Origin of the sequence: Haloactinopolyspora sp. (assembly GCF_027324685.1) — a bacterium.
In the GTDB taxonomy this organism is placed as follows: Bacteria; Actinomycetota; Actinomycetes; order Jiangellales; family Jiangellaceae; genus Haloactinopolyspora.
Genome location: NZ_DAHVSH010000024.1, coordinates 22,112 through 41,109 on the forward strand (window position 1 = coordinate 22,112; position 18,998 = coordinate 41,109).

19 protein-coding genes are annotated in these 18,998 nt (G+C 69.8%); 7 read left to right on the forward strand and 12 right to left on the reverse strand.

What is annotated here, in order from left to right:
- The first annotated feature begins 145 nt into the window (after positions 1 to 145).
- Positions 146 to 1,549 carry an FAD-dependent oxidoreductase gene (locus tag M6444_RS03720; protein ID WP_298323311.1) on the forward strand — a complete coding sequence of 468 codons (1,404 nt, stop codon included), beginning with the start codon at positions 146 to 148 and terminating at the stop codon, positions 1,547 to 1,549.
- Between the two features lie 19 nt (positions 1,550 to 1,568).
- Here M6444_RS03720 and M6444_RS03725 read toward each other — a convergent pair whose 3' ends face one another.
- Together M6444_RS03725 and M6444_RS03730 are read right to left on the reverse strand one after the other, a co-directional pair.
- Positions 1,569 to 2,780 (reverse strand): HRDC domain-containing protein, encoded by a 1,212-nt coding sequence (locus M6444_RS03725; RefSeq protein WP_298323312.1) that lies wholly within the window; start codon positions 2,778 to 2,780, stop codon positions 1,569 to 1,571.
- Positions 2,777 to 3,379, reverse strand: coding sequence for a DUF3000 domain-containing protein (locus M6444_RS03730; RefSeq protein WP_298323313.1), 603 nt, complete (start codon positions 3,377 to 3,379; stop codon positions 2,777 to 2,779). The genes M6444_RS03725 and M6444_RS03730 overlap by 4 nt, the downstream gene beginning before the upstream one ends.
- A 137-nt stretch (positions 3,380 to 3,516) precedes the next feature.
- Here M6444_RS03730 and hemE point away from each other — a divergent pair, with 137 nt between their 5' ends.
- Positions 3,517 to 4,494, forward strand: a complete 978-nt coding sequence (gene hemE, locus M6444_RS03735; protein WP_363326225.1) for a uroporphyrinogen decarboxylase — start codon at positions 3,517 to 3,519, stop codon at positions 4,492 to 4,494.
- On the opposite strand, the gene M6444_RS03740 is transcribed toward hemE, so the two are convergent.
- Positions 4,476 to 5,411, reverse strand: coding sequence for a DUF4349 domain-containing protein (locus M6444_RS03740; protein ID WP_298323315.1), 936 nt, complete (start codon positions 5,409 to 5,411; stop codon positions 4,476 to 4,478). The two genes, hemE and M6444_RS03740, sit on opposite strands and share 19 nt — an antisense overlap.
- A 123-nt stretch (positions 5,412 to 5,534) precedes the next feature.
- Here M6444_RS03740 and hemG point away from each other — a divergent pair, with 123 nt between their 5' ends.
- Positions 5,535 to 6,962: a protoporphyrinogen oxidase gene (gene hemG, locus M6444_RS03745; protein ID WP_298323316.1), complete on the forward strand. Its 1,428-nt coding sequence runs from the start codon at positions 5,535 to 5,537 to the stop codon at positions 6,960 to 6,962.
- A complete protein-coding gene (gene hemQ / locus M6444_RS03750) occupies positions 6,959 to 7,663 on the forward strand; it encodes a hydrogen peroxide-dependent heme synthase (protein WP_298323317.1) in 705 nt (234 codons plus the stop codon). The genes hemG and hemQ overlap by 4 nt, the downstream gene beginning before the upstream one ends.
- Before the next feature lie 13 nt (positions 7,664 to 7,676).
- Here hemQ and M6444_RS03755 read toward each other — a convergent pair whose 3' ends face one another.
- The 5 genes from M6444_RS03755 to msrB all read right to left on the reverse strand — a co-directional run bounded on the left by M6444_RS03755 (position 7,677) and on the right by msrB (position 11,559).
- Complete coding sequence (locus tag M6444_RS03755) at positions 7,677 to 9,371, reverse strand: DUF222 domain-containing protein (protein ID WP_298323320.1); 1,695 nt, start codon at positions 9,369 to 9,371, stop codon at positions 7,677 to 7,679.
- A gap of 215 nt (positions 9,372 to 9,586) precedes the next feature.
- Positions 9,587 to 10,237, reverse strand: a complete 651-nt coding sequence (locus M6444_RS03760; protein ID WP_363326226.1) for a formylglycine-generating enzyme family protein — start codon at positions 10,235 to 10,237, stop codon at positions 9,587 to 9,589.
- Positions 10,238 to 10,251: 14 nt separating this feature from the next.
- Complete coding sequence (locus M6444_RS03765; RefSeq protein WP_298323322.1) at positions 10,252 to 10,695, reverse strand: GNAT family N-acetyltransferase; 444 nt, start codon at positions 10,693 to 10,695, stop codon at positions 10,252 to 10,254.
- Positions 10,696 to 10,705: 10 nt separating this feature from the next.
- Complete coding sequence (locus tag M6444_RS03770; RefSeq protein ID WP_298323324.1) at positions 10,706 to 11,146, reverse strand: DUF5946 family protein; 441 nt, start codon at positions 11,144 to 11,146, stop codon at positions 10,706 to 10,708.
- Complete coding sequence (gene msrB, locus M6444_RS03775; protein WP_298323325.1) at positions 11,143 to 11,559, reverse strand: peptide-methionine (R)-S-oxide reductase MsrB; 417 nt, start codon at positions 11,557 to 11,559, stop codon at positions 11,143 to 11,145. Before msrB ends, M6444_RS03770 begins: the two co-directional genes overlap by 4 nt.
- Before the next feature lie 128 nt (positions 11,560 to 11,687).
- On the opposite strand from msrB, the gene M6444_RS03780 reads away from it, so the two are divergent.
- Complete coding sequence (locus M6444_RS03780) at positions 11,688 to 14,240, forward strand: excinuclease ABC subunit UvrA (RefSeq protein WP_298323327.1); 2,553 nt, start codon at positions 11,688 to 11,690, stop codon at positions 14,238 to 14,240.
- Here the strand turns inward: M6444_RS03780 and ligD are convergent.
- Together ligD and M6444_RS03790 are read right to left on the reverse strand one after the other, a co-directional pair.
- Positions 14,237 to 15,295: a non-homologous end-joining DNA ligase gene (gene ligD, locus M6444_RS03785; protein WP_298323328.1), complete on the reverse strand. Its 1,059-nt coding sequence runs from the start codon at positions 15,293 to 15,295 to the stop codon at positions 14,237 to 14,239. The two genes, M6444_RS03780 and ligD, sit on opposite strands and share 4 nt — an antisense overlap.
- Complete coding sequence (locus M6444_RS03790; protein WP_298323329.1) at positions 15,292 to 15,846, reverse strand: hypothetical protein; 555 nt, start codon at positions 15,844 to 15,846, stop codon at positions 15,292 to 15,294. Before M6444_RS03790 ends, ligD begins: the two co-directional genes overlap by 4 nt.
- Before the next feature lie 67 nt (positions 15,847 to 15,913).
- Between M6444_RS03790 and M6444_RS03795 the strand changes: the two genes are divergently transcribed.
- A complete protein-coding gene (locus M6444_RS03795; RefSeq protein WP_298323330.1) occupies positions 15,914 to 16,978 on the forward strand; it encodes an ATP-dependent DNA ligase in 1,065 nt (354 codons plus the stop codon).
- A 1-nt stretch (position 16,979) separates the two neighbouring features.
- On the opposite strand, the gene M6444_RS03800 is transcribed toward M6444_RS03795, so the two are convergent.
- Positions 16,980 to 17,729: a pyrimidine reductase family protein gene (locus tag M6444_RS03800; protein ID WP_298323332.1), complete on the reverse strand. Its 750-nt coding sequence runs from the start codon at positions 17,727 to 17,729 to the stop codon at positions 16,980 to 16,982.
- A gap of 99 nt (positions 17,730 to 17,828) precedes the next feature.
- On the opposite strand from M6444_RS03800, the gene M6444_RS03805 reads away from it, so the two are divergent.
- Positions 17,829 to 18,389 (forward strand): DJ-1/PfpI family protein, encoded by a 561-nt coding sequence (locus M6444_RS03805; protein WP_298323333.1) that lies wholly within the window; start codon positions 17,829 to 17,831, stop codon positions 18,387 to 18,389.
- Between the two features lie 12 nt (positions 18,390 to 18,401).
- Here M6444_RS03805 and M6444_RS03810 read toward each other — a convergent pair.
- The coding region (locus tag M6444_RS03810; protein ID WP_298323334.1) for an ATP-binding domain-containing protein at positions 18,402 to 18,998 on the reverse strand (597 nt) is incomplete at its 5' end.

Sequence of the window (18,998 nt, forward strand, 5' to 3'; positions counted from 1 at the left end):
GGTTCGGGCGGATCGTGGCACCGATGCTACTCGTCGGTAACCGGGGACGGGAAGCGGGTCGGCCAGACGCGTCCGAGCACCGTGTGCTCGGGACACGGACCGGGAGTACACCGACCCAGGGCGAGGGGATAGGCTGAGCGGCCACATGGGCGGTTCTTACGATCTGATCGTCATCGGTGCCGGGCCTGCCGGGCTCGCCGCCGCGTGGCGTGCTGCCCAACGCGGCATGAAGGTGGCGCTGCTCGAGCGCGCCGACCACGTCGGCGGGTTGGCTGCCTCGTTCGAGGTCGCTGGGGTGCGCGTCGACCAAGGCTCGCACCGGCTCGACCCGAACACGCCGGCGCACCTGCTGTCGGACCTGCAGGGCCTGCTCGGTAGCGACCTGCAGCATCGGCGGCGCAGCAGCCGGATCCGAATGGGTGAGCAATGGCTGACGCTGCCGTTGCGCGCTGACGAGGTCGCCCGGCGACTGCCTCCGTCGTTGTTGGCCCGGGTGGCTCGCGATTCCGCATTGTCGGCGTTCCGCCGGGCGGAGTCCGACACCTACGACGCGGTCGTGCGTTCCCGGGTGGGCAGTGCCATCTACGACCGTGTCTACGGCCCGCTCGCCGAGAAGCAGTGGGGCATGCCCGGCGATCGCATCAGCTCCGAGCACGCCCGGCGGCACACGGCCCGGCTCGGGGCGCTGCGGGTGGCCGGACGAGCCATGGTGCGCAGCGGGCGAGGGAAATCCGCCAAGCCTGGCGGCTACTACTACCCACGCACCGGGTTCGGACAACTCGTGGAGTCGCTGGCCTCGGCCGCCACCGACGCCGGTGTCGAGATCCGCTGCGAGGCCGAAGTCGACCGGGTGCGCGTGACCGAGGAGGAGGTCGAGGTGAGCACCCAGGACTCCGACGTCATCACCGGCGGCCTGGTGTTCTCGACACTGCCGTTGCCGGTGCTGGCCCGTATCTCGCGGCCGGCGCCGTCGCTGACGTCCATCGAGTCGTCGGCCCGGCTGCGCTATCGCGCGATGCTCCTGGTCTACGTGGTGCACGAAGGTGGTCGGTGGACACCGCACGACTCCCACGACATCCCCGACCCACGCACCCCGGTGGTGCGCATTTCCGAGCCCACGAACTACCGCGACAATCCGGACGACCCCACGGACCGCTCGGTGCTGTGCGCGGAGATCCCTTGCGCCATGACCGACGAGGTGTGGGGCCTCGACGACGAGTCACTGGCCGATCTGGTCGACGAGACGCTGGGGTTGACCGGCCTGCCGGGCGTCCGTCGCTCGCACGTCGAGACCCGCCGCATCGGGCAGGTCTATCCGATCTACCGGGCCGGCTACGAGAACGACTTCAGCGACGTCGACACGTGGGCCCGGATGATCCGCCGAGTCGTCACCCTGGGCCGGCAGGGCCTGTTCTTGCTCGACAACATCGACCAGGCGCTGCTGATGGCCTACGACGCCGTCGACGCCATCCGTGACGACGGCAGGTTCGACCGCTACGCCTGGACCGTGGCGCGCGAGCGGTTCCATCGCTCCGCGAGCCCGCACTGACAGCCGCCGGCAGCTGAGCTCACGCGGCCGGTTCGCTGAACGCTTCGGCGACGGCGGCGGCAGTGAGCCGGATCTGCCACTCCCGCGCCCCACGCTGCCGGAACACCTCGGCCACAGCTTGCTCCGTGGGCGGGTCCGGCGGATCCCACGCGGCGCGCCGCAGCGTGTCGGGGGCCAAGAGGTTCTCCACTGGCAGGGTGTGCTTCTCGGCGATTTCGACGACGCTGGCGCGGGCAGCGGCCAGCCGGACGGCGGCGTCAGGCTGGCGGGAGGCCCACGAACGCGGCGGGGGAGGACCGTCGTAGGGCGCGGTCTGGGACGGCAGGTCCGCCTCGGAGGCGTTCTTGGCCTCGGCGATGGCGGCGAACCAGCGCCCGATCTCGCGCCGTTGCGCCCGCCCGCGGAAGACGGGCATCGCCGCCAACGCCTCGGGTGAGGCAGGCATGGTCAACGCCGCGTCGATGATCGCGGCGTCAGGCAGGACGCGTCCCGGTGACAGGTCTCGCTGCCGAGCGAGGTCGTCACGGGCGTACCACAGGTTGCGCACGGCGGCGAGCTTGCGACGGTCGCGGACGCGATGGAGCCCGGACGTACGTCGCCATGGGTCCGCACGCGGCGGCGGTGCACTCGTGTGCGCCAGCGCCGCGAACTCCTCGCGTGCCCACTCGAGCTTGCCCGCCGCGCGCAGTTGTTCCTCCAGCGCGTCGCGTAGCTCGATGAGTAGCTCGACGTCGAGTGCGGCGTAACGCAGCCACTCCTCCGGCAGCGGACGGGTGGACCAGTCGGCGGCTGAGTGCCCCTTCTCGAGGGTGTAGCCCAGAATGCTGTCGACCAGGGGCCCGAGGCCGACCCGCGGCAGGCCGAGCAGTCGCCCGGCCAGTTCGGTGTCGAACAAGGTGACCGGGCTCATGCCGACGTCGGCCAGGCAGGCGAGGTCCTGGGAGGCCGCGTGCAGGACCCACTCGGCATCGGCCAGCGCTGCGCCCAGCTCGGACAGGTCGGGAACGGCGATCGGGTCGATCAAGGCGGTTCCAGCGCCGTTACGGCGAAGCTGGATGAGGTAGGCACGGTGGCCATAGCGGTAGCCCGACGCCCGCTCGGCGTCGACGGCCACCGGTCCGTCGGCGGCCGCGAACGAGGTGACAACCCGCTTCAGCTCAGTGGCTTCGGTGACCACCTTGGGAAGGCCGTCTCGGGGGGCGAGCAGGGGCGTGGACTCGTCAGTCGTCAACGGTTCGGCCTCGTACGTGGTTGTGGCAGGGCTACGACTCCGGCGGGCAACGGCATCAGCCCAGCGGCGGTGCCGAGGGCGTCGCCCCAAGCCAACGCGTGAGACGTCAGCTCACTGTCGAGAGGAGTCCACGAAGCGCGGATCTCGATCTCGGCAGTGGCGAGCTCGCCGGCCATGCCGCCGAATCCCTCCGAGGCTACCCGAGTGACGGTGCCGCTGGCCGCGGTGAACGGTGCCGAGCGTGCGTTCAGCGCGTCGATCATCCAGCTCCAGCCCACCGCCAGCAGCAGGGGATCGCTGCCCATCTCGGGTTCCAGACTGGCCCGCACATAGGTGACCAGCCGGAACTCCCCATGCCAGGCTTCTTGACCAGCCGGGTCGTACAGCAGCACCAGCCGCCCCGTAGCGACGGGGTCATCATCGGCCTTGTCGTCGAAGATGTCCGCGCTCAGGGCGTGCGTATGAGGCGCGAGCCGCTTGGGCGCCGGGGTCTCCTCGAGGTGGATCTCGGCCCGGAACTGCGCCGCGTGCAACGTTTCCACCGCGTGCTCGAAGACAGCCGGCACCTCTGGGCGTACCCCTTCGGTGCTCGTTGCCACAATCTGCAGACTAGGCCGGATGGACCGTGGCGTCAGGCAGGCACGCCCGGCATGCGACGATCGGTGATGTGACCGTGACCTTCGACGACCACGCGGCCGGTGCCGCGAGCAGCCTATTCGTCCGTGCCTGCCGCGGGATCCGCGACGAGCGCCCGCCGGTGTGGTTCATGCGCCAGGCAGGGCGATCGCTCCCGGAATATCGCCGACTCCGTGAGGGCGTGCCGATGCTGGAATCGTGCGCGCGGCCGGACATGGTGACCGAGATCACCCTGCAGCCGGTGCGGCGCTACGGCGTCGACGCCGCCGTGTTCTACTCCGACATCGTCGTCCCACTCAAGGCGATCGGGATGGACGTGGATATCAAACCGGGCGTGGGGCCGGTGGTCGCCCGTCCCATCCGCTCCCGTGACGACCTCGAGCAATTGCGCCCGCTCGAGCCCGATGACGTGGACTTCGTGGACGAGTCGGTGCGGGCGCTCGTCCAGGAGTTGGGCGCCACTCCGCTGATCGGTTTCGCCGGCGCGCCGTTCACGCTGGCGTCGTACCTGGTAGAAGGCGGGCCGTCGAAACACCACCAGGTCACCAAGGCGATGATGCACAGCGACCCGGACCTGTGGCACGAGCTGTTGTCCAGGGTGGCCGGCATCTCGGCGACGTTCCTGCAGGTTCAGATCGCCGCCGGTGCCAGTGTGATTCAACTGTTCGACTCGTGGGCAGGGGCGTTGTCGGCAGCGGACTACGCACGTTTCGTGCAGCCACACAGCACCGAAGTGCTCAGCGCGGTCACCGACGTCCCGCGGATTCACTTCGGCGTCGGCACCTCGGAGTTCCTGGGCCTCATGGGCGATGCCGGAGCGGAGGTCGTCGGTGTGGACTGGCGGCTCCCGTTGGACGAGGCGTCCAGACGGGTACCCGGCAAGCCGGTGCAGGGCAACCTCGACCCGGCCCTGCTCGGGGCCGACTGGTCGGTGATCGAGGCCGAGGTCGACCGGGTGATCGCCGAAGGGCGCAATGCACCGGCCCACGTGTTCAATCTCGGCCACGGGGTGCTGCCGGACACCGATCCGGATGTGCTCGCGCGCGTCGTCGACCGCGTTCAGGCGGCTGGCGCCTGAGCCGGAGGGGTCTCCGGCGGGGGAGTGGAGCCGGATCCGCGGCGACGTCGCACCAGCACGACGACGGGTATCCCGACCAGCAGGGCGAGGACGACGAACGGCACCAGCGCACCGGCGATGGTCAGGGCGACCGAACCGGCCGCCACGAAGGCGCTCCAGCCGCTGCCCAGCCCGGACAGGAAGCCGCCGTAGGTATCGTCGTCGTCCTGCTGGGGCGGGTCCTCGGATTTCTCCAGCAGGGACACGGTGACCGTGGCCAGCGACGTCAAGCCGGCCAGCTCCTGCTGGCGGGACAGCAGGGCATCGAGGTCGGCCTCGCGTGCGGCCAGTTCGGACTCGATGTCGACGATGTCGCCCAGGTTGGTCGCCTTGTTCATCAGCGCCCGGATGCGCTCGATGCTCGCGCGCTGGGAGGCGATCCGCGACTTCGTGTCGGCCACTTCCTGGGTGACGTCCTCGGCGGTTCGGTTGCGGTCGGTGACCTCGCCCAGGTCCTCGAGCTTCGTGACGATCTCGGTGTGAGCCTGCGACGGCACCCGCAGGGTCAGGGTCGCCGAGTGATCGTCGGCCTGCTCGTCGGCGACGAAGCCACCGGAGTCCGCGGCGATGTCGGCAGCCGTACGCGCCGACTCGGCGACGTTCCCGGTGCGGATCGTGAGATCGACGGTGTAGATGATGTCGCCGACGGACGCCGTGAAGGCAGCCGGCTCGATGAGGCCGCCGGTGCCGGCCTCCTCCTGGGCATCGCCGCCTCCGTCGGCGGCACCGCCCCCGTCGGCGGCACCGCCCCCGTCGGCGTCACGGGGCGCGGCTGCCTCCCCCCTTCCGGAGGCGGCGTTGTCACCACTGCTGCATCCGGTGAGCATCAACAGGGTCATGACGGTCGCCGCACCCAGCGTCGTCGCTCGTCGCATCATGCCTCCTTGATCATGCCGCTCCGTGGCCGGCCGGCTTCAATGCAGGTGAGACGCGTGCTGGTGGGCCGTGGTTGCGCGGCGACCGGTCACGATCCGGCCACAACGCCGTGACATCCTGGTGGGGTGAGCAACGAAGCGGGCGCACCAGCGAATGTCGCCGTGATCGGCGGCGGTATCAGCGGTCTGGCGGCGGCGTGGTTTCTCCGTCAGGGCCTCGGGCAGGACGCACGCATCGTCGTCTACGAGAAGAAGTCGGCCATCGGCGGCCACCTCCGGGTGTCGGACGTGGCCGGTGTGCCCGTGGACGAAGGCGCGGAGTCGCTCCTGGCTCGACGACCCGAGGCGGTGGAGCTGGCACAGGCCGTCGGTCTGGGTGACGACGCCGTCCACCCGGCTGGGGTCGGAGCGGCGCTGTGGACGCGAGACCAGCTGACGGCTCTGCCCGCGGGCACGGTCATGGGTGTCCCGGAACGACCCGAGGCGACCGGCGGGGTGCTCGACGAGGCCGAGATCGCTCGCGCCGCTGCCGACGCACACGAGCCGGGCATGCCGATCGACGGCGACATCGCCATCGGGCGACTGGTCCGGGATCGATTCGGCCCGGCCGTGGCTGAGCGCCTGGTGGAGCCGCTGCTCGGTGGGGTGTACGCCGGGCGGGCCGATGAGTTGTCACTGGATGCGACCGTGCCCGCCTTGGGGGAGCAGGTGCGCCGGCATCGGTCGCTGGGAGCCGCCGTCGCAGCGGTGCGCGCCGCCGCGCCCGCGGTCGCCGGGCCGGTCTTCGCCGGGCTGCGCGGCGGGGTCGGGCGCCTCCCGGACGCCGTGGCAGCAGCCAGCGCGGCCACGCTTCGCACCGGAGTGACCGTGCGCGAGCTGCACCGCAGCGCCGAGGGATGGCGCGTGGTCAGCGGTCCGGTCCCCAGCCAGGAGGTGGACGAGGTCGACGCCGTCGTGATGGCCGTTCCGGCCGCGCCGGCGGCTCGGCTGCTGCGCCCGGAGTGCCCAGCCGCCGCGGCGGAATTGGCCGGTGTGGAAGCCGCCAGCATGGCCATCGTCACTCTGGCTCTGCCGCGCTCAGCCTTCCCGACCCTGCCGTCGACGTCGGGTTTCCTGGTGCCGCCCGTGGACGGCCGGTTGGTCAAGGCCGTGACGTATTCGTCGGTGAAGTGGCCGTGGCTGGGTGCGGCAAGCGGTGACCTCGTGGTGCTGCGGGCGTCGATCGGCCGGCACGGCCAGGTCGCCGAGCTGCAACGAGACGACGCGGACCTGGTGACCGGAGTACTCGCTGACCTGCGTGACGCGACGGGCTTGTCCGGCACGCCCGTCGACTCGAGGGTCACGCGCTGGGGTGGCGCGTTACCGCAGTACACCGTGGGCCATGTCGAGCGGGTGGCCCGGATTCGGGCGGCTGTCGACGCGACACCGGGTCTTGCGGTCTGCGGAGCGCTGTACGACGGCGTCGGCGTGGCGGCGTGCGTGGCCTCCGCCCGAGCGGCAGCGCGCAGGGTGGTCGACGAGCTGGCTGCGCAACATGTCAGGATCGGGTCATGAGCGAAACGTCGCCTCGGGTCAATGCCCGGGAGCTCAATCAGGTGATCCGCTACACCATGTGGTCGGTCTTCCGGCTGCGTGAACCCTTGGGCACCGCAGACCGTGCGCCCATGGCCGCGGAGGTCGATGACCTGTTCGCCGAGCTCGCCGGCAAGGACGTCGTCGTGCGAGGCACGTACGACGTCTCGGGCCTGCGCGCCGACGCCGACGTGCTGATCTGGTGGCACAGCGAGCACATCGAGCAACTGCAGACCGCTTATCAGCGGTTTCGTTCGACGGCGCTGGGATCGCGCATGGATCCCGTCTGGTCGCAGGTGGCCCTGCACCGGCCGGCGGAGTTCAACAAGAGCCACATCCCGGCCTTCCTCGCCGACGAGGAGCCGCGGGGCTATGTCTGCGTGTATCCGTTCGTCCGTTCCTACGAGTGGTACTTGCTGCCGGACAGCGAGCGGCGCGCGATGCTCGCCGAGCACGGGCAAATGGCGCGCGAATATCCGGACGTGCGGGCTAACACGGTGGCGTCGTTCGCGCTCGGTGACTACGAGTGGATGCTGGCTTTCGAGGCTGACGAACTGCACCGCATCGTGGACTTGATGCGTCACTTGCGGGGATCGGTCACACGGAGGCATGTGCGCGAGGAGACTCCCTTCTACACCGGGCGGCGGCTGTCGACCGGTGATCTGGTGGCGGCGTTGCCGTAGACCGCAGCCGTCGTCAGAACGGTGCTGGTTCGTCGACGCATGTGGCGGCTGCTGCGCTTGGCGTGGTGACAGGGCCGATGATCTCGGGATCCACGGCGTAGTGGAGGCCGGCGGGGGTCGTCCACCAGGTCATGCCCCGAGCATCGGTGTGAATGGTGTAGCCGTGGTGGGTGCGGGCGAAGTGGTGAGCGTCGTGCAGCGCCCACGTGTTGGCGGCGCTGGTGGCTCCGCCGCGGTTGAACGGCTGTTTGTGGTCGATGTCCGCGGCAGTGGCCGGGTGTTCGCAGGTTGGTAGTCGACACGTCCGGTCGCGTGCAGCGACGAACGCGGCCAGGCGTGCCGGCGGCGCGTAGGTTGTCCGCCCGTAGTCGAGCAGCTCGCGGGTGACAGGATCGGTGAGGAGCCGTCGCCACGGGCCCTCGGTGCTGATGCGCCGCGAGGCGTCGGCGGTGATGGGTCCGAACCCGTCCAGCCAACCCGGCTGTTCGTCTGCGCCGAACAGGGTCGATGCGGCGACAGTGACACCAACGGCGGCCGCTCGTCCATGCCGCCGCCCCAGCCAGGCGACGTCGTCGCTCTGCCGATCGGCGCTGGTCGCTGCGGTCTTCGTGCCGTCAGCGCCATGGCGAGCGTCGTTGGAGCTGGTGGCAGCGGCGGTGCTGGTCGCGCTCGGGCTGGTGGCGCCGGGGCTGGTGGTGTCGCGGTCGCCGGGACTGGTGGCAGCGCCGGTGTCGGTGGCGCTCGGGCTGGTGGCGCCGGGGCTGGTGGTGTCGCGGCCGCTGGTGTCGTCGGTGGCGGCAACGGTGGTAGCGGCAACGGCGGTGCAGGCTGGATTGCAGCAGCCGAGGTGGGCGAGGTCGAGGCCGGTCCAGCCGAGGCCGGTCAAGGTGTCGAAGCGGAGTTGGTCGAGGTTTCGTTCGTCGCCCTGCTCGCGAACACGGCGGGCGGCGGCGTCGATAGCCGTGTACAACGCGGCGAGGTCTTCGGCCGGGCCGCACAGGTTCATGCTCGCCATGCCGTCGTTGCCGCCGGGATCGGCCGGTTCGGGCCGAGACACTCGGCGTTGGTCGGCCGCCGTCCGACGGCGCTGCTCAGCGGCGTCGGGGTCAGCGGCGATGACCTCGCGGCGCACTGCGCGGTCCAGTTGCGCCCGGGTCTTGCGAGAGGCGATCGGCAGAACCCGTGCTTCGACCTCGCGCCGCAGCGACACGTCGCCCAAGCAGCGAGTTCGTTCGACGATCAGGCGGGCCTTGTCAGCATCGATCAGCCCGCAGGTCAACGCCGTCAGGGTGTCGGGCAGATCGTGGACCAGCTCGACTGCTGCCGCGACGCGGTTCTTGGCCCGCCCGGGTGCCCACGCCAACGCCAGCGACACCTCGTCACCCGCGGGTTCGATGGCGCGATGCTCGTGCAGCACGTCGACGGGGCAGCTACAGCGCGCGTATTCCGGGCGCTCGCACAGTTCGGCCAGCGCTTGCACCTGCAACGCCTCGACATGAGCCACGAGCCGGTCAATGGCCTGGACCGCGAGCACCAGGTCATGGGTCTCGATCTCATCGAGACTCAGCTCGCTCAGCCAGGCTGCCAGGAGCGGGCCGGGTGGTTGCCTTGCTTGCGCCGCGAACTCACCATCATGCCGCTTCTCATCGTCATCGCGCCCCGACTCGCCGTCGTTCTCACTGTCGTGCTGATGCTCATCGTCGTCCACCGCTACCTCCAGAACCGCGTACGGCCTATGCAACTGCTCACCATTCAACCGCACACATGTTCGAAATCAAGCGATGAAAGGGCTTGAAATGCAGGGCTACCGATTGCCCTAACTGGGCAACCGGCTAGGACTGAACAGGGCAACCGCCCAGGGCTTGACTGCGACAGCAGGATGGGCTTGCAGGGGACGATGGGTGGGCGGGGCTTCGTCTCAGTTCAGTGCCCCACCGAACGGGCGAGGCGGAATCCGACGTCGTCGATCTGGAACGTGGGATGGCTGCGCCGGCGTACTCCGGCCCGGCAGCTCCAGTGCTCGTCGAACCACCCGCCGCCGCGCAGGACCCGATACGAGCCGTAGGTTTCGGCGTCGTAGATGTCCCAGCACCATTCCCACACGTTGCCGAGCGTGTCGTACAGGCCCCACGCATTGGGTCGTTTGCCGCCGACGTCGTGCACCCGCTCACTGGAGTTGTGGCGGTACCAGGCGATGTCGTCGAGCGGGCCGTAGCGGGGGCGGCTCGTACCGGCACGGCACGCGTACTCCCATTCAGCCTCGGTCGGCAGGCGATAGCCGTCGGCCGCAACGTCCCACACGACGTCCTCGTCCCCGGAGGTCAGGGCATACGCCGGGCGCAGACCGTCACGCCGCGAAGCGGCGTTGCAGAATCGGACAGCTTCCGGCCAGGACACGTTCACCACGGGCAGGCGCCGGTCATGGATCGTGCTCGGCCAACAGCCGGTGACGGCGGCGTAGAGCTCCTGAGTCACCTGGACCGCGGCGATGTCGTAGGCTCCGAACTCCGCCACCCACCGACGCCGCGTTCGCCGATCGGTCAGCGTCACGTGTCCCGCGGCGATGCTGATCATCGCCAGGTCAGCGGTCACCGATCTCGGGCCATCGGGATGTGCCGGATGCCGCCTTCGTCGTACTCCGGCCCGGTGGGGACGAAGCCGTAGCGCGCGTAGAACTGTGTCAACGGAGTTTGCGCCTCGAGCACGCAGCGGCGGTTTCCGATCATGTCCAGGGCGGCGCTCATCAGATCACCGGCCAGGCCGTTCCCGCGGGCGTCGGCGGCGACGACGACCCGGCCGATCCGGGCCGCCCCGTCGGGCTCGTCGAGAATGCGAAGGTAGGCGATCAGGTCGGAGCCGCGGGCCATCCACAGGTGCACGGTCCCGGGTTCGGTGTCGCGCCCGTCCAGCTCGGGGTACGGGTCGCCTTGCTCGACCACGAACACATCCGTGCGCAGCTTCAACAACGCATACAACGTGGCGGCGTCCAACTCGCCGAAGCTGGCCGAATGTATGGTGCGATCAATCTCCACGCGGCGCAGCTTACGCCGAGACACCGATCAGCTCGGCGTGAGTGGCGCGCGCCCACCGGTCCACTCGCTCAACGTGCCCGGACGCCGGGAAATCCTGCTGTGGGCCGGCGACGTCGCTGATGGTCACCGTGAACGCTGCGGGCTTGGGCGCCATCGGGGGTGTGTCGGTGAACGGAGCCACCCCGCTCCCGCCCGGCGCGCCGGCCCACATCCGGGCAGCCGACTCGAATCCGTGCGCGACGTACACGTGCAGGCTGGTCCACCAGCCGGTCGGGTCGGTCGCAGCGAACTGATCCGGATGTTGCAGCGCGTGAACGGCGACGGTGAGCCCATGCAGCGGACCCCACGGCTCAACGTGGGAGAACTCCAGTGCGAGGAGGCGTTCGAACAGCACTCGGCAGTGCCCGGCCGAGTCACCGGACCCGCCGCACTCGGCACAGCGGACGGTCACGTGCCGAGCTCGGCGGGACGACGGCTCAACGCGATGCCGTTGATGCAGTAGCGCAGGTCCGTCGGCGTGGGAAACCCCTCGCCCTTGAAGACGTGACCCAGATGCGAGCCGCAGCGGGCACATCGGACCTCGGTACGAGCCATGCCGAGGCTGCGATCTTCGTGATATTCGACGCGGTCTTCGGCCAAGGGGGAGTAGAACGACGGCCACCCGCACTGGGCGTCGAACTTCGTCGTCGTTTCGAACAGGTCGGCCCCACAGGCCCGGCACGAGTACGTGTACGGCTGGTCGTCAGCGTGCTCGAGCGGGCTCGAACCAGGCCGTTCCGTACCGGCCTCGCGCAGGACGTGGTATTCCTCGGCGGACAGTGTGGCGCGCCATTCGGCGTCGCTCTTCTCGACCTCGTAGCCCATGAGATCGACGGTAGTCGGTTCGCGCGCGTATTGCGCACCCCGGCGACCTGCGGAACATGGCCTCATCGTCCACCAGTGGTGGTGCGTGAACCGGCGGCGACACAAGCTCGCCGACTACCGTTACCGGTATGCATGACCGCCGGGGGCCGCCTACCAGCATCGAGGTGCGCGGAGCCCGGGTCAACAATCTCAACGATCTCGCCCTCGATGTTCCGCTCGGCCGGTTCGTCGCGCTGACCGGCGTGTCCGGCTCCGGCAAGTCGTCCCTCGCGATGGGCGTCCTGTATGCCGAAGGATCGCGCCGCTACCTCGACGGCCTACCGACCTTCGCCCGCCGCCGGATCACCCAGGCGATGGCGCCGGACGTCGATTCGATCGACTACCTTCCGGCCGCGCTGGCGCTTCGGCAACGCCCGCCGGTGCCGGGGCCGCGATCCACCGTGGGCACGATGACCGAGGTCAACGCCGTCCTGCGGCTAGCCATGAGCAGGCTCGGCACGCACCTGTGCCCGAACGGCCATGCGGTGCGGCCGAACCTGCAGACCTGGGCCACGGAGCGAATCACCTGCCCGACGTGCGGCGAGACCGCCCCGCTGCCGTCGGCGGAGTCGTTCTCGTTCAACACCCACGGCGCCTGCCCCACCTGCCAGGGCCTCGGCGTGACCAAGGAAGTCGACCGTGAGCGGCTCGTCGTCGACGATGCACTGTCGCTCACCGACGGCGCCATCGGCCCGTGGCGCATGCTGGGCCGCTCGCACATGCCGCTGGTGGCGGCGGAGCTCGGCGTGCGCACCGACGTGCCGTGGCGGGACCTGACGCCCGACGAGCAGCGTCTCGTCATCGACGGTCCGGGGCACCCGGTGCGCAAGCACATCGTCATCCGGTCCGGCACCGGCCGGCCGTTCCCGCTCAACGCCGAGTACGAGTCAGCGATCGACTCCGTGCGGAAGATGGCGGGCAACGAGACAGGGTCCGGCAGGACCGGTGCCGAGCGGTATCTCGTCAGCCGGGTATGCCCGACGTGTCAAGGGAACCGCCTTTCCCCAACTGCGCTGACGTCGCGGCTCGCCGGTCTCGACCTCGCAGCGATTCTCGCCACCCCGCTCCGGGGGCTCACGGAGCTCGCCGACGCCATCGAGACGGAGGCGACTGCGACGTCCCCAGCGCTGACGCCCACCGCCGGGCGCCTCGCCGGCGAGCTCCGGAAGGCGGTGAGCCCACTCCTTGCGCTGGGGCTGGGCTATCTCTCGCCCGACCGAGCCGGGGAGACGCTCTCGACCGGTGAGCGTCAGCGCATCCAGCTGCAGTCGACCGCGATGCGCCGCACGACGGGCATGCTCTACGTCCTGGACGAACCGTCGATCGGGCTGCATCCGTCCGCGGTCGAGGGCCTCATCACGGTGCTGTTCGAACTTGTCGCCGACGGCAATTCCCTCGTCGTCGTCGACCATGACATCCAGATCCTCGACTCGGCCGAGCAGCTCATCGAGCTCGGCCCGGACGCGGGCGCCGACGGCGGACAGCTCGTGGCCCAGGGACCGCCGACCGCGGTGGCGGCGCTGCCGGAGTCTCGCATCGGCCCGTACATCACCGGCGCGGCGCAGATCGTCGTCCGCGAACGCCGAGCTCCCTCCGTCGACCTCGGCGTGGTCGCCGTCGACGTCTCGCAGCTGTTCAACCTGGACGACGTCGCGGCACAGTTTCCGGTGAACCGGATGACGGCCGTGACGGGAGTATCGGGCGCGGGTAAGACAGCGCTCGTGCTCGACTCGCTCGTCCCCGGCGTTCTGGCCGAGATCAGGGCACAGCCCCGCCCGCGGCACGTCCGCACGATCGATCCTGTAGGGATCGATCGGGTCGTGGTCGTCGACGCCACACCGATCGGCGCGAACGACCGCTCGACACCGGCGACCTACTCGGGAGCATTCGACGAGATCCGCACGCTCTTCGCCACCACCGACCTCGCCCGTGAGCGTGGTTGGAACAAGGGCCGCTTCTCGTACAACACCCCGGCGGGGCGGTGCCCCGTCTGCGAGGGTCTCGGCGAGCTCGAGCTCGACCTGCAGTATCTGCCCGATCTCCCGGTCACCTGCCCGGAGTGTCACGGCGACCGGTACAACCCGGAGACGCTCGAGGCGGTCGTCGACGGCAGGTCCATCGCCGGCGTGCTGCACATGACCGTCACCGATGCCCGCGACTGGTTCGCCCGTCTGAGCCGGCGCCCCGACGCGCAGGTGACCGGGCGCTCGGCTCCGCTGCGCAGACTCCAGCGGATCCTCGCCACACTCGAGGACGTCGGGCTCGGGTACCTCACCCTGGGCGAGCCGACGCCTGCGCTGTCCGGCGGTGAGGCGCAGCGGCTGCGGCTGGCGACCGAACTGCGCCGTCGGCACGATACCGCGCTGTTCGTGTTCGACGAGCCCACCATCGGCCTGCACCCGCGCGACGTGGCGACGCTGGTCGGCGTGCTCGATCGGATCGTCGAGCAGGGCGGCACCGTCATCGTGGTCGAGCACGACCTCGACCTCGTCGCCAATGCGGACTGGATCATCGACATGGGACCGGAGGGCGGGGATGCGGGCGGCCGGATCGTCGCGACGGGCACGGTGGACGAGCTGCGCGCGGACCCGGTGAGCGTCATCGGCCCGTGGCTCGACCGGCACCTCGGCCGGGGAGACTAGCCGTTGTCGCTGGTCACCTTGCGTGCCCGACTGGGCTGGACCCGCATGGGCTCGCCGGGCATCTTGGGGTAGTCGGGCGGGTACGGCATATCGCCGAGACCGTGATCGCGCTCGTCGCGCGCGGCCATCTCGAGCAACACCTCGATGGAGTACGCCGTGTCGTTCACCGCAGCATGCAGGTCGCCGACCTCGGCGAAGCGGGCCGGCATCGTCATGATGTCGAAGTCGTCCGGGCGCGCGTCGTCGATCTCGTCCCAGCGAAGCGGCGCGGACACCGTGGCCCGAGGGTTCGGGCGCACCGAGTACGCCGAGGCGATGGTGCGATCGCGGGCCATCTGATTGAAGTCGATGAAGATGCGCTCGCCGCGCTCTTCCTTCCACCAGTCCACCGTCACCAGGTCGGGCATCCGCCGGGCCAGCTCGCGGCCGAAGGCGATGACGGCCCGCCGGGCCTGGACGAAGTCCCACCGGGGCTCGATCGGCACGTACAGGTGCAGTCCGCGACCGCCGGAGGTCTTCGGGAACCCGTCGAGGTCGTTCTCGCGTAACAGCGCCCGTGCCTCGTGCGCCACCCGGACGGCGTCGGTGAAGTCGGTGCCGGACTGCGGATCGAGATCGATCCGCAGCTGATCGGGATGATCGACGTCGGTGCGGCGCACCGGCCACGGGTGGAACGTCAACGTGCCGAGGTTGGCCGCCCACGCCACGACCGCGAGCTCGGTCGGGCAGACCTCGTCGGCCGTACGCCCGCTGGGGAAGGTGATGGTCGCCGTCTCGACCCAGGGCGGGGCGCCTTTCGGAACCCGCTTCTGGTAGAAGGCATCGCCCCGGTTGTTCTGCCGGGTGGACAGCTTGGCGCCTTCGAAGACACCGCCGGGCCAGCGCTCGAGCGTCGTGGGCCGATCACGCAAGGCACCGAGAATGCCGTCGCCGACGGAGAGGAAGTACTCCACGACGTCGCGCTTGGTGAAGCCGCGCTCGGGAAAATAGACCTTGTCGGGGTTGGACACCCTCACGGTGCGTGAGCCGGCGTCGACCTCGATGGCTGCGCTCATGTCGAGTTGTTCTCCGGGCGGGGTTCGTGGTCTTCGTGTGCCGCCTCAGTCTCCCAGTCCGGCTCGTTGCGAGCCAGCAGGTGCAGCACGGGGACCTCGAGTTTACGCCGGGCCCGGTTCGTCCAGTCGACGTGGAACAGTTCGGCGATGATGTGGGGGCGGGTGAGGATGATGACCTCGGCGGCTCCGCACTCATGGACCAGCCCGCTCAGGCGTTCGAGCGGGTCGCTTGCGGTCACCTCGCCCTGGGCTTGGGCGCCGAGCGCGGTGAAGGCCTTGAGCGATTGTTCGAGTGCCTGCCTGCTGGCTTCGCGGATCTCTTCGTGCACCCGCTCGAGGTCGGCTTCGTCGACGTACATGGCAGCCGTGCCCATGACTTCGCTCGCGGCGAGCGACCCGATGGTCGACTCGACCCGGCTGGCAGCGTCTTCGACCGGAATGAGCAGGTGATAGCGGACCGGTTCGGGAGCCTCGGCGTGCAACGCGACGATCTGGCGGGCGTCCCAGTCGGCGAGAGGTTCTTCGACGAGTACCACGACGACGTACGACATGGTGCACCTCCGGCTGTCTGAGCCCCAGTGTGACACCAAACCCGGGTTGATGGGCGAGGATGGCGGCATGGACCTTCCAGTGTCGCCGCCCGTGACGCCCATGCTGGCCCGCTCGGCCAAGACCATCCCGCCCGGGATGCACTACGAGGGCAAATGGGACGGCTTCCGCGCCATCATCTTCCGGGACGGAGACGAGGTGGAGATCGGCAGCCGGAACGAGCGCCCGATGACGCGCTACTTCCCCGAAGTGGTGGCGGCCGTGCGTGAGAACTTGCCGCAACGGTGTGTGGTGGACGGCGAGATCGTGATCGTGACCGACGACCGGCTGGACTTCGACCGGCTGCTCGATCGTATTCATCCCGCTGAGTCACGGGTGCGTGAGCTCGCCGAGCGCACGCCAGCCAGCTTCGTCGCCTTCGACCTGCTCGCGCTGGACGACACCGACTACATGCCGCAGCCGTTCGCCGAGCGGCGCGCAGCTCTGGAGCAGGCGCTGGCCGACGTGTCAGCGCCCATTCACCTCACACGGTCGACGTCCGACGTGGCCGAGGCCGAGCAGTGGTTCGAGCAGTTCGAGGGGGCCGGCCTCGACGGCATCATCGCCAAGCGGCCGGACGGCGCCTACCTGCCGGGGGAGCGGGCCATGACCAAGGTGAAGCACGACCGGACGGTGGAGTGCGTCGTCGCCGGATTCCGCTGGCACAAGAGCGGCGGCGTGGTCGGTTCCCTGCTGTTGGGCCTGTACGACGACGACGGGGTGCTGCATCACGTCGGGGTGAGCGCTTCGTTCCCGATGAAGCGCCGGGCCGAACTCGTGCACGAGCTCGAGCCCTACCGCATGAGCGAGGCCGAGCTCGACCACCACCCGTGGGCGCAGTGGGCCAAGGCCGAGGCGCACGAATCGGCTCGGCTGCCGGGTGCGCAGAGCCGCTGGAACGCCGGCAAGGACCTGTCGTGGCAGCCGCTGCGGCCCGAGCTGGTCGTCGAGGTCGCCTACGACCACATGCAGGGCGACCGGTTCCGCCACACCGCGCAGTTCCGCCGGTGGCGGCCGGACCGCGATCCGCGTAGTTGCACGTACGAGCAGGTTCAGGAGCCGGTGCGCTTCGACATCGCCGACGTCCTCAGCTGAATCATGTGGCGGGGGCGAGCCACCGCGTCAACAGCGTGCCGCCTTCCTCGATGAGGTGAGCGAGGCGCCAGTCGCCGCTGAGCTGCCGGGGCGTCTGGATCATCCGGGTCGCGTGGCCCCCGACGATCTTCGGGGTCAGGGTCAGGCACAGCTCATCGAGCCGGGCGGCTTCGACGATGTGCGCGAGCAGATGCGGGCCACCTTCGCACAGCACCCGGGTGTGTCCGCGCTCGACCAGCGCCTCGAGCGCGGCGTCGACGTCGACGCTGGTGTGCCCGACCACGGCGACGTCGGCGACGCCTCGCAGCGCCGCCAGGCGATCGGCCGGCGCGGCGTCGACGGTGAGCACGATCGTGCGTTCGGGCGCAGCGCTGAACAGTGTGGCAGCGGGATCGAGGTCGAGGTTGCGGCTGACCACGGCGATCGGCGCTGCGGGCGGGCGGCCCTGCCGCTGCCGGCGTTCACCCAGGACCTTGTGCGGCTCGGCCGGGCCGTAGCGCTCCACCCGTGCGGTGGTGGCGCCGACGAGTACCACGTCGGCCAGGGCGCGCAACAGGGACAACACACGCCGGTCCGGCGGGCTGGAGATGGTGGCCGAGCGCCCGTTGGGCCCCTGAGCCGCGCCGTCGATGCTTGTCACCATATTGGCCCGGACCCAGGCGGTGTCCCCCGTCAGCGGCGGGTAGGCGTACGCCGCTGCGAGCGAGTCGAGGTCGTCGAGGGTGCCTGGAGTCGGGAAGATCTGCTGCACGAATCCATCTCATCATCTCGACGAGCTGCCCTGGCATCCAGCCGCAAGAACGCCGAAACTGGAGAACACAGACTCCATGTGCGGACAGGGAGGTCCACGATGCCCAAGGTACTGATCCTCACCGGAGATGCCGCCGAGGACCTGGAGTTCTTCTACCCCTATCAGCGGCTGCTCGAAGAGGGATACGAGGTCGACGTGGCCGCGCCGACGGCGAAGAAGCTGCAGTTCGTCGTGCACGATTTCGTCGACGGCTTCGACACCTACACCGAGAAGCCCGGACACACCTGGCCGGCGGACATCGCCTTCGCCGACGTCGACCCGAACGACTACGTCGCGCTCGTCGTGCCCGGTGGGCGGGCACCGGAGTACATCCGCAACGACCCGGATGCCCAGCGCATCGTGCAGCACTTCATGCAGGCCGGCGCCCCGACGGCGGCGTTGTGCCACGGCCCGCTGCTCCTGGCGGCGGCCAAGACCTTGGACGGCCGGCGCAGCTCGGCCTACCCGGCGCTGTCCGTCGATGTCGAGACTGCCGGAGGCACCTTTGTCGACGGTGCGGCCATCGTCGATGGCAACCTGGTGACCGGACGTGCGTGGCCGGACCATCCGGACTGGTTCCGCGCGTTCATGGAGCAGCTGCGCAAGGTCGCTCCGGCCTAGGAGTGATTCCGGCTACGCCCCGTCCCGCACCTCTAGCGTCGCGGGATCCAGAACGTCCGGCAGTGCCTGAGCGTGAACGATGCCGAGGCGCTGGGTCGGGCGGGTGAGCGCGACGTAGAGGTCGGTCGCACCCCGCGCGGAATCGGCCATGATCTGCGCGGGCTCCACGACAACGACGGCGTCGAACTCCAACCCCTTGACCTGGGCGACGGTCAGCACCGTGACCGGCCAGTCCAGCGTGGTGGAGTTGTCGACCCGCGACACCGCGGACGGCATCGCGGCCGCGAGCGCCGCATAGACGGAATCGAGGTCCGCGGCCGAGACGATGACCGCGACGTTGCCCGGTGCGACGGCATCGGCCTCGGCAGCCGTCGCCTCGGCCACGGCGTCGGCCAGCGTCCTGGACCCGACCGGACGTACCCACGGGCGCACACCGGTCGAGCGCACCGAAGTCGGCGGGCGCACCTGAGCATCGATCGCGGCGAGCGCACCCGCGGCGGTGTCCATGACTTCGCTGGGTGTGCGGTAGTTGACCGTCAGCGTCTCTTGCCGCCACCGGCCGGGAACGTGCTCATCGAGCACGTCGCCCCAGGACCGTGCCCCGGCCGC

Excerpts from the sequence above, each read along its gene's own strand:
- ligD (WP_298323328.1), bottom strand. The coding sequence starts at position 15,295 with ATGAGCGCAGCCATCGAGGTCGACGCCGGCTCACGCACCGTGAGGGTG.
- M6444_RS03805 (WP_298323333.1), top strand. The coding sequence starts at position 17,829 with ATGCCCAAGGTACTGATCCTCACCGGAGATGCCGCCGAGGACCTGGAG.
- M6444_RS03790 (WP_298323329.1), bottom strand. The coding sequence starts at position 15,846 with ATGTCGTACGTCGTCGTGGTACTCGTCGAAGAACCTCTCGCCGACTGG.
- msrB (WP_298323325.1), bottom strand. The coding sequence starts at position 11,559 with ATGGGCTACGAGGTCGAGAAGAGCGACGCCGAATGGCGCGCCACACTG.
- hemQ (WP_298323317.1), top strand. The coding sequence starts at position 6,959 with ATGAGCGAAACGTCGCCTCGGGTCAATGCCCGGGAGCTCAATCAGGTG.
- M6444_RS03780 (WP_298323327.1), top strand. The coding sequence starts at position 11,688 with ATGCATGACCGCCGGGGGCCGCCTACCAGCATCGAGGTGCGCGGAGCC.
- M6444_RS03760 (WP_363326226.1), bottom strand. The coding sequence starts at position 10,237 with ATGATCAGCATCGCCGCGGGACACGTGACGCTGACCGATCGGCGAACG.
- M6444_RS03720 (WP_298323311.1), top strand. The coding sequence starts at position 146 with ATGGGCGGTTCTTACGATCTGATCGTCATCGGTGCCGGGCCTGCCGGG.
- M6444_RS03740 (WP_298323315.1), bottom strand. The coding sequence starts at position 5,411 with ATGATGCGACGAGCGACGACGCTGGGTGCGGCGACCGTCATGACCCTG.
- M6444_RS03795 (WP_298323330.1), top strand. The coding sequence starts at position 15,914 with ATGGACCTTCCAGTGTCGCCGCCCGTGACGCCCATGCTGGCCCGCTCG.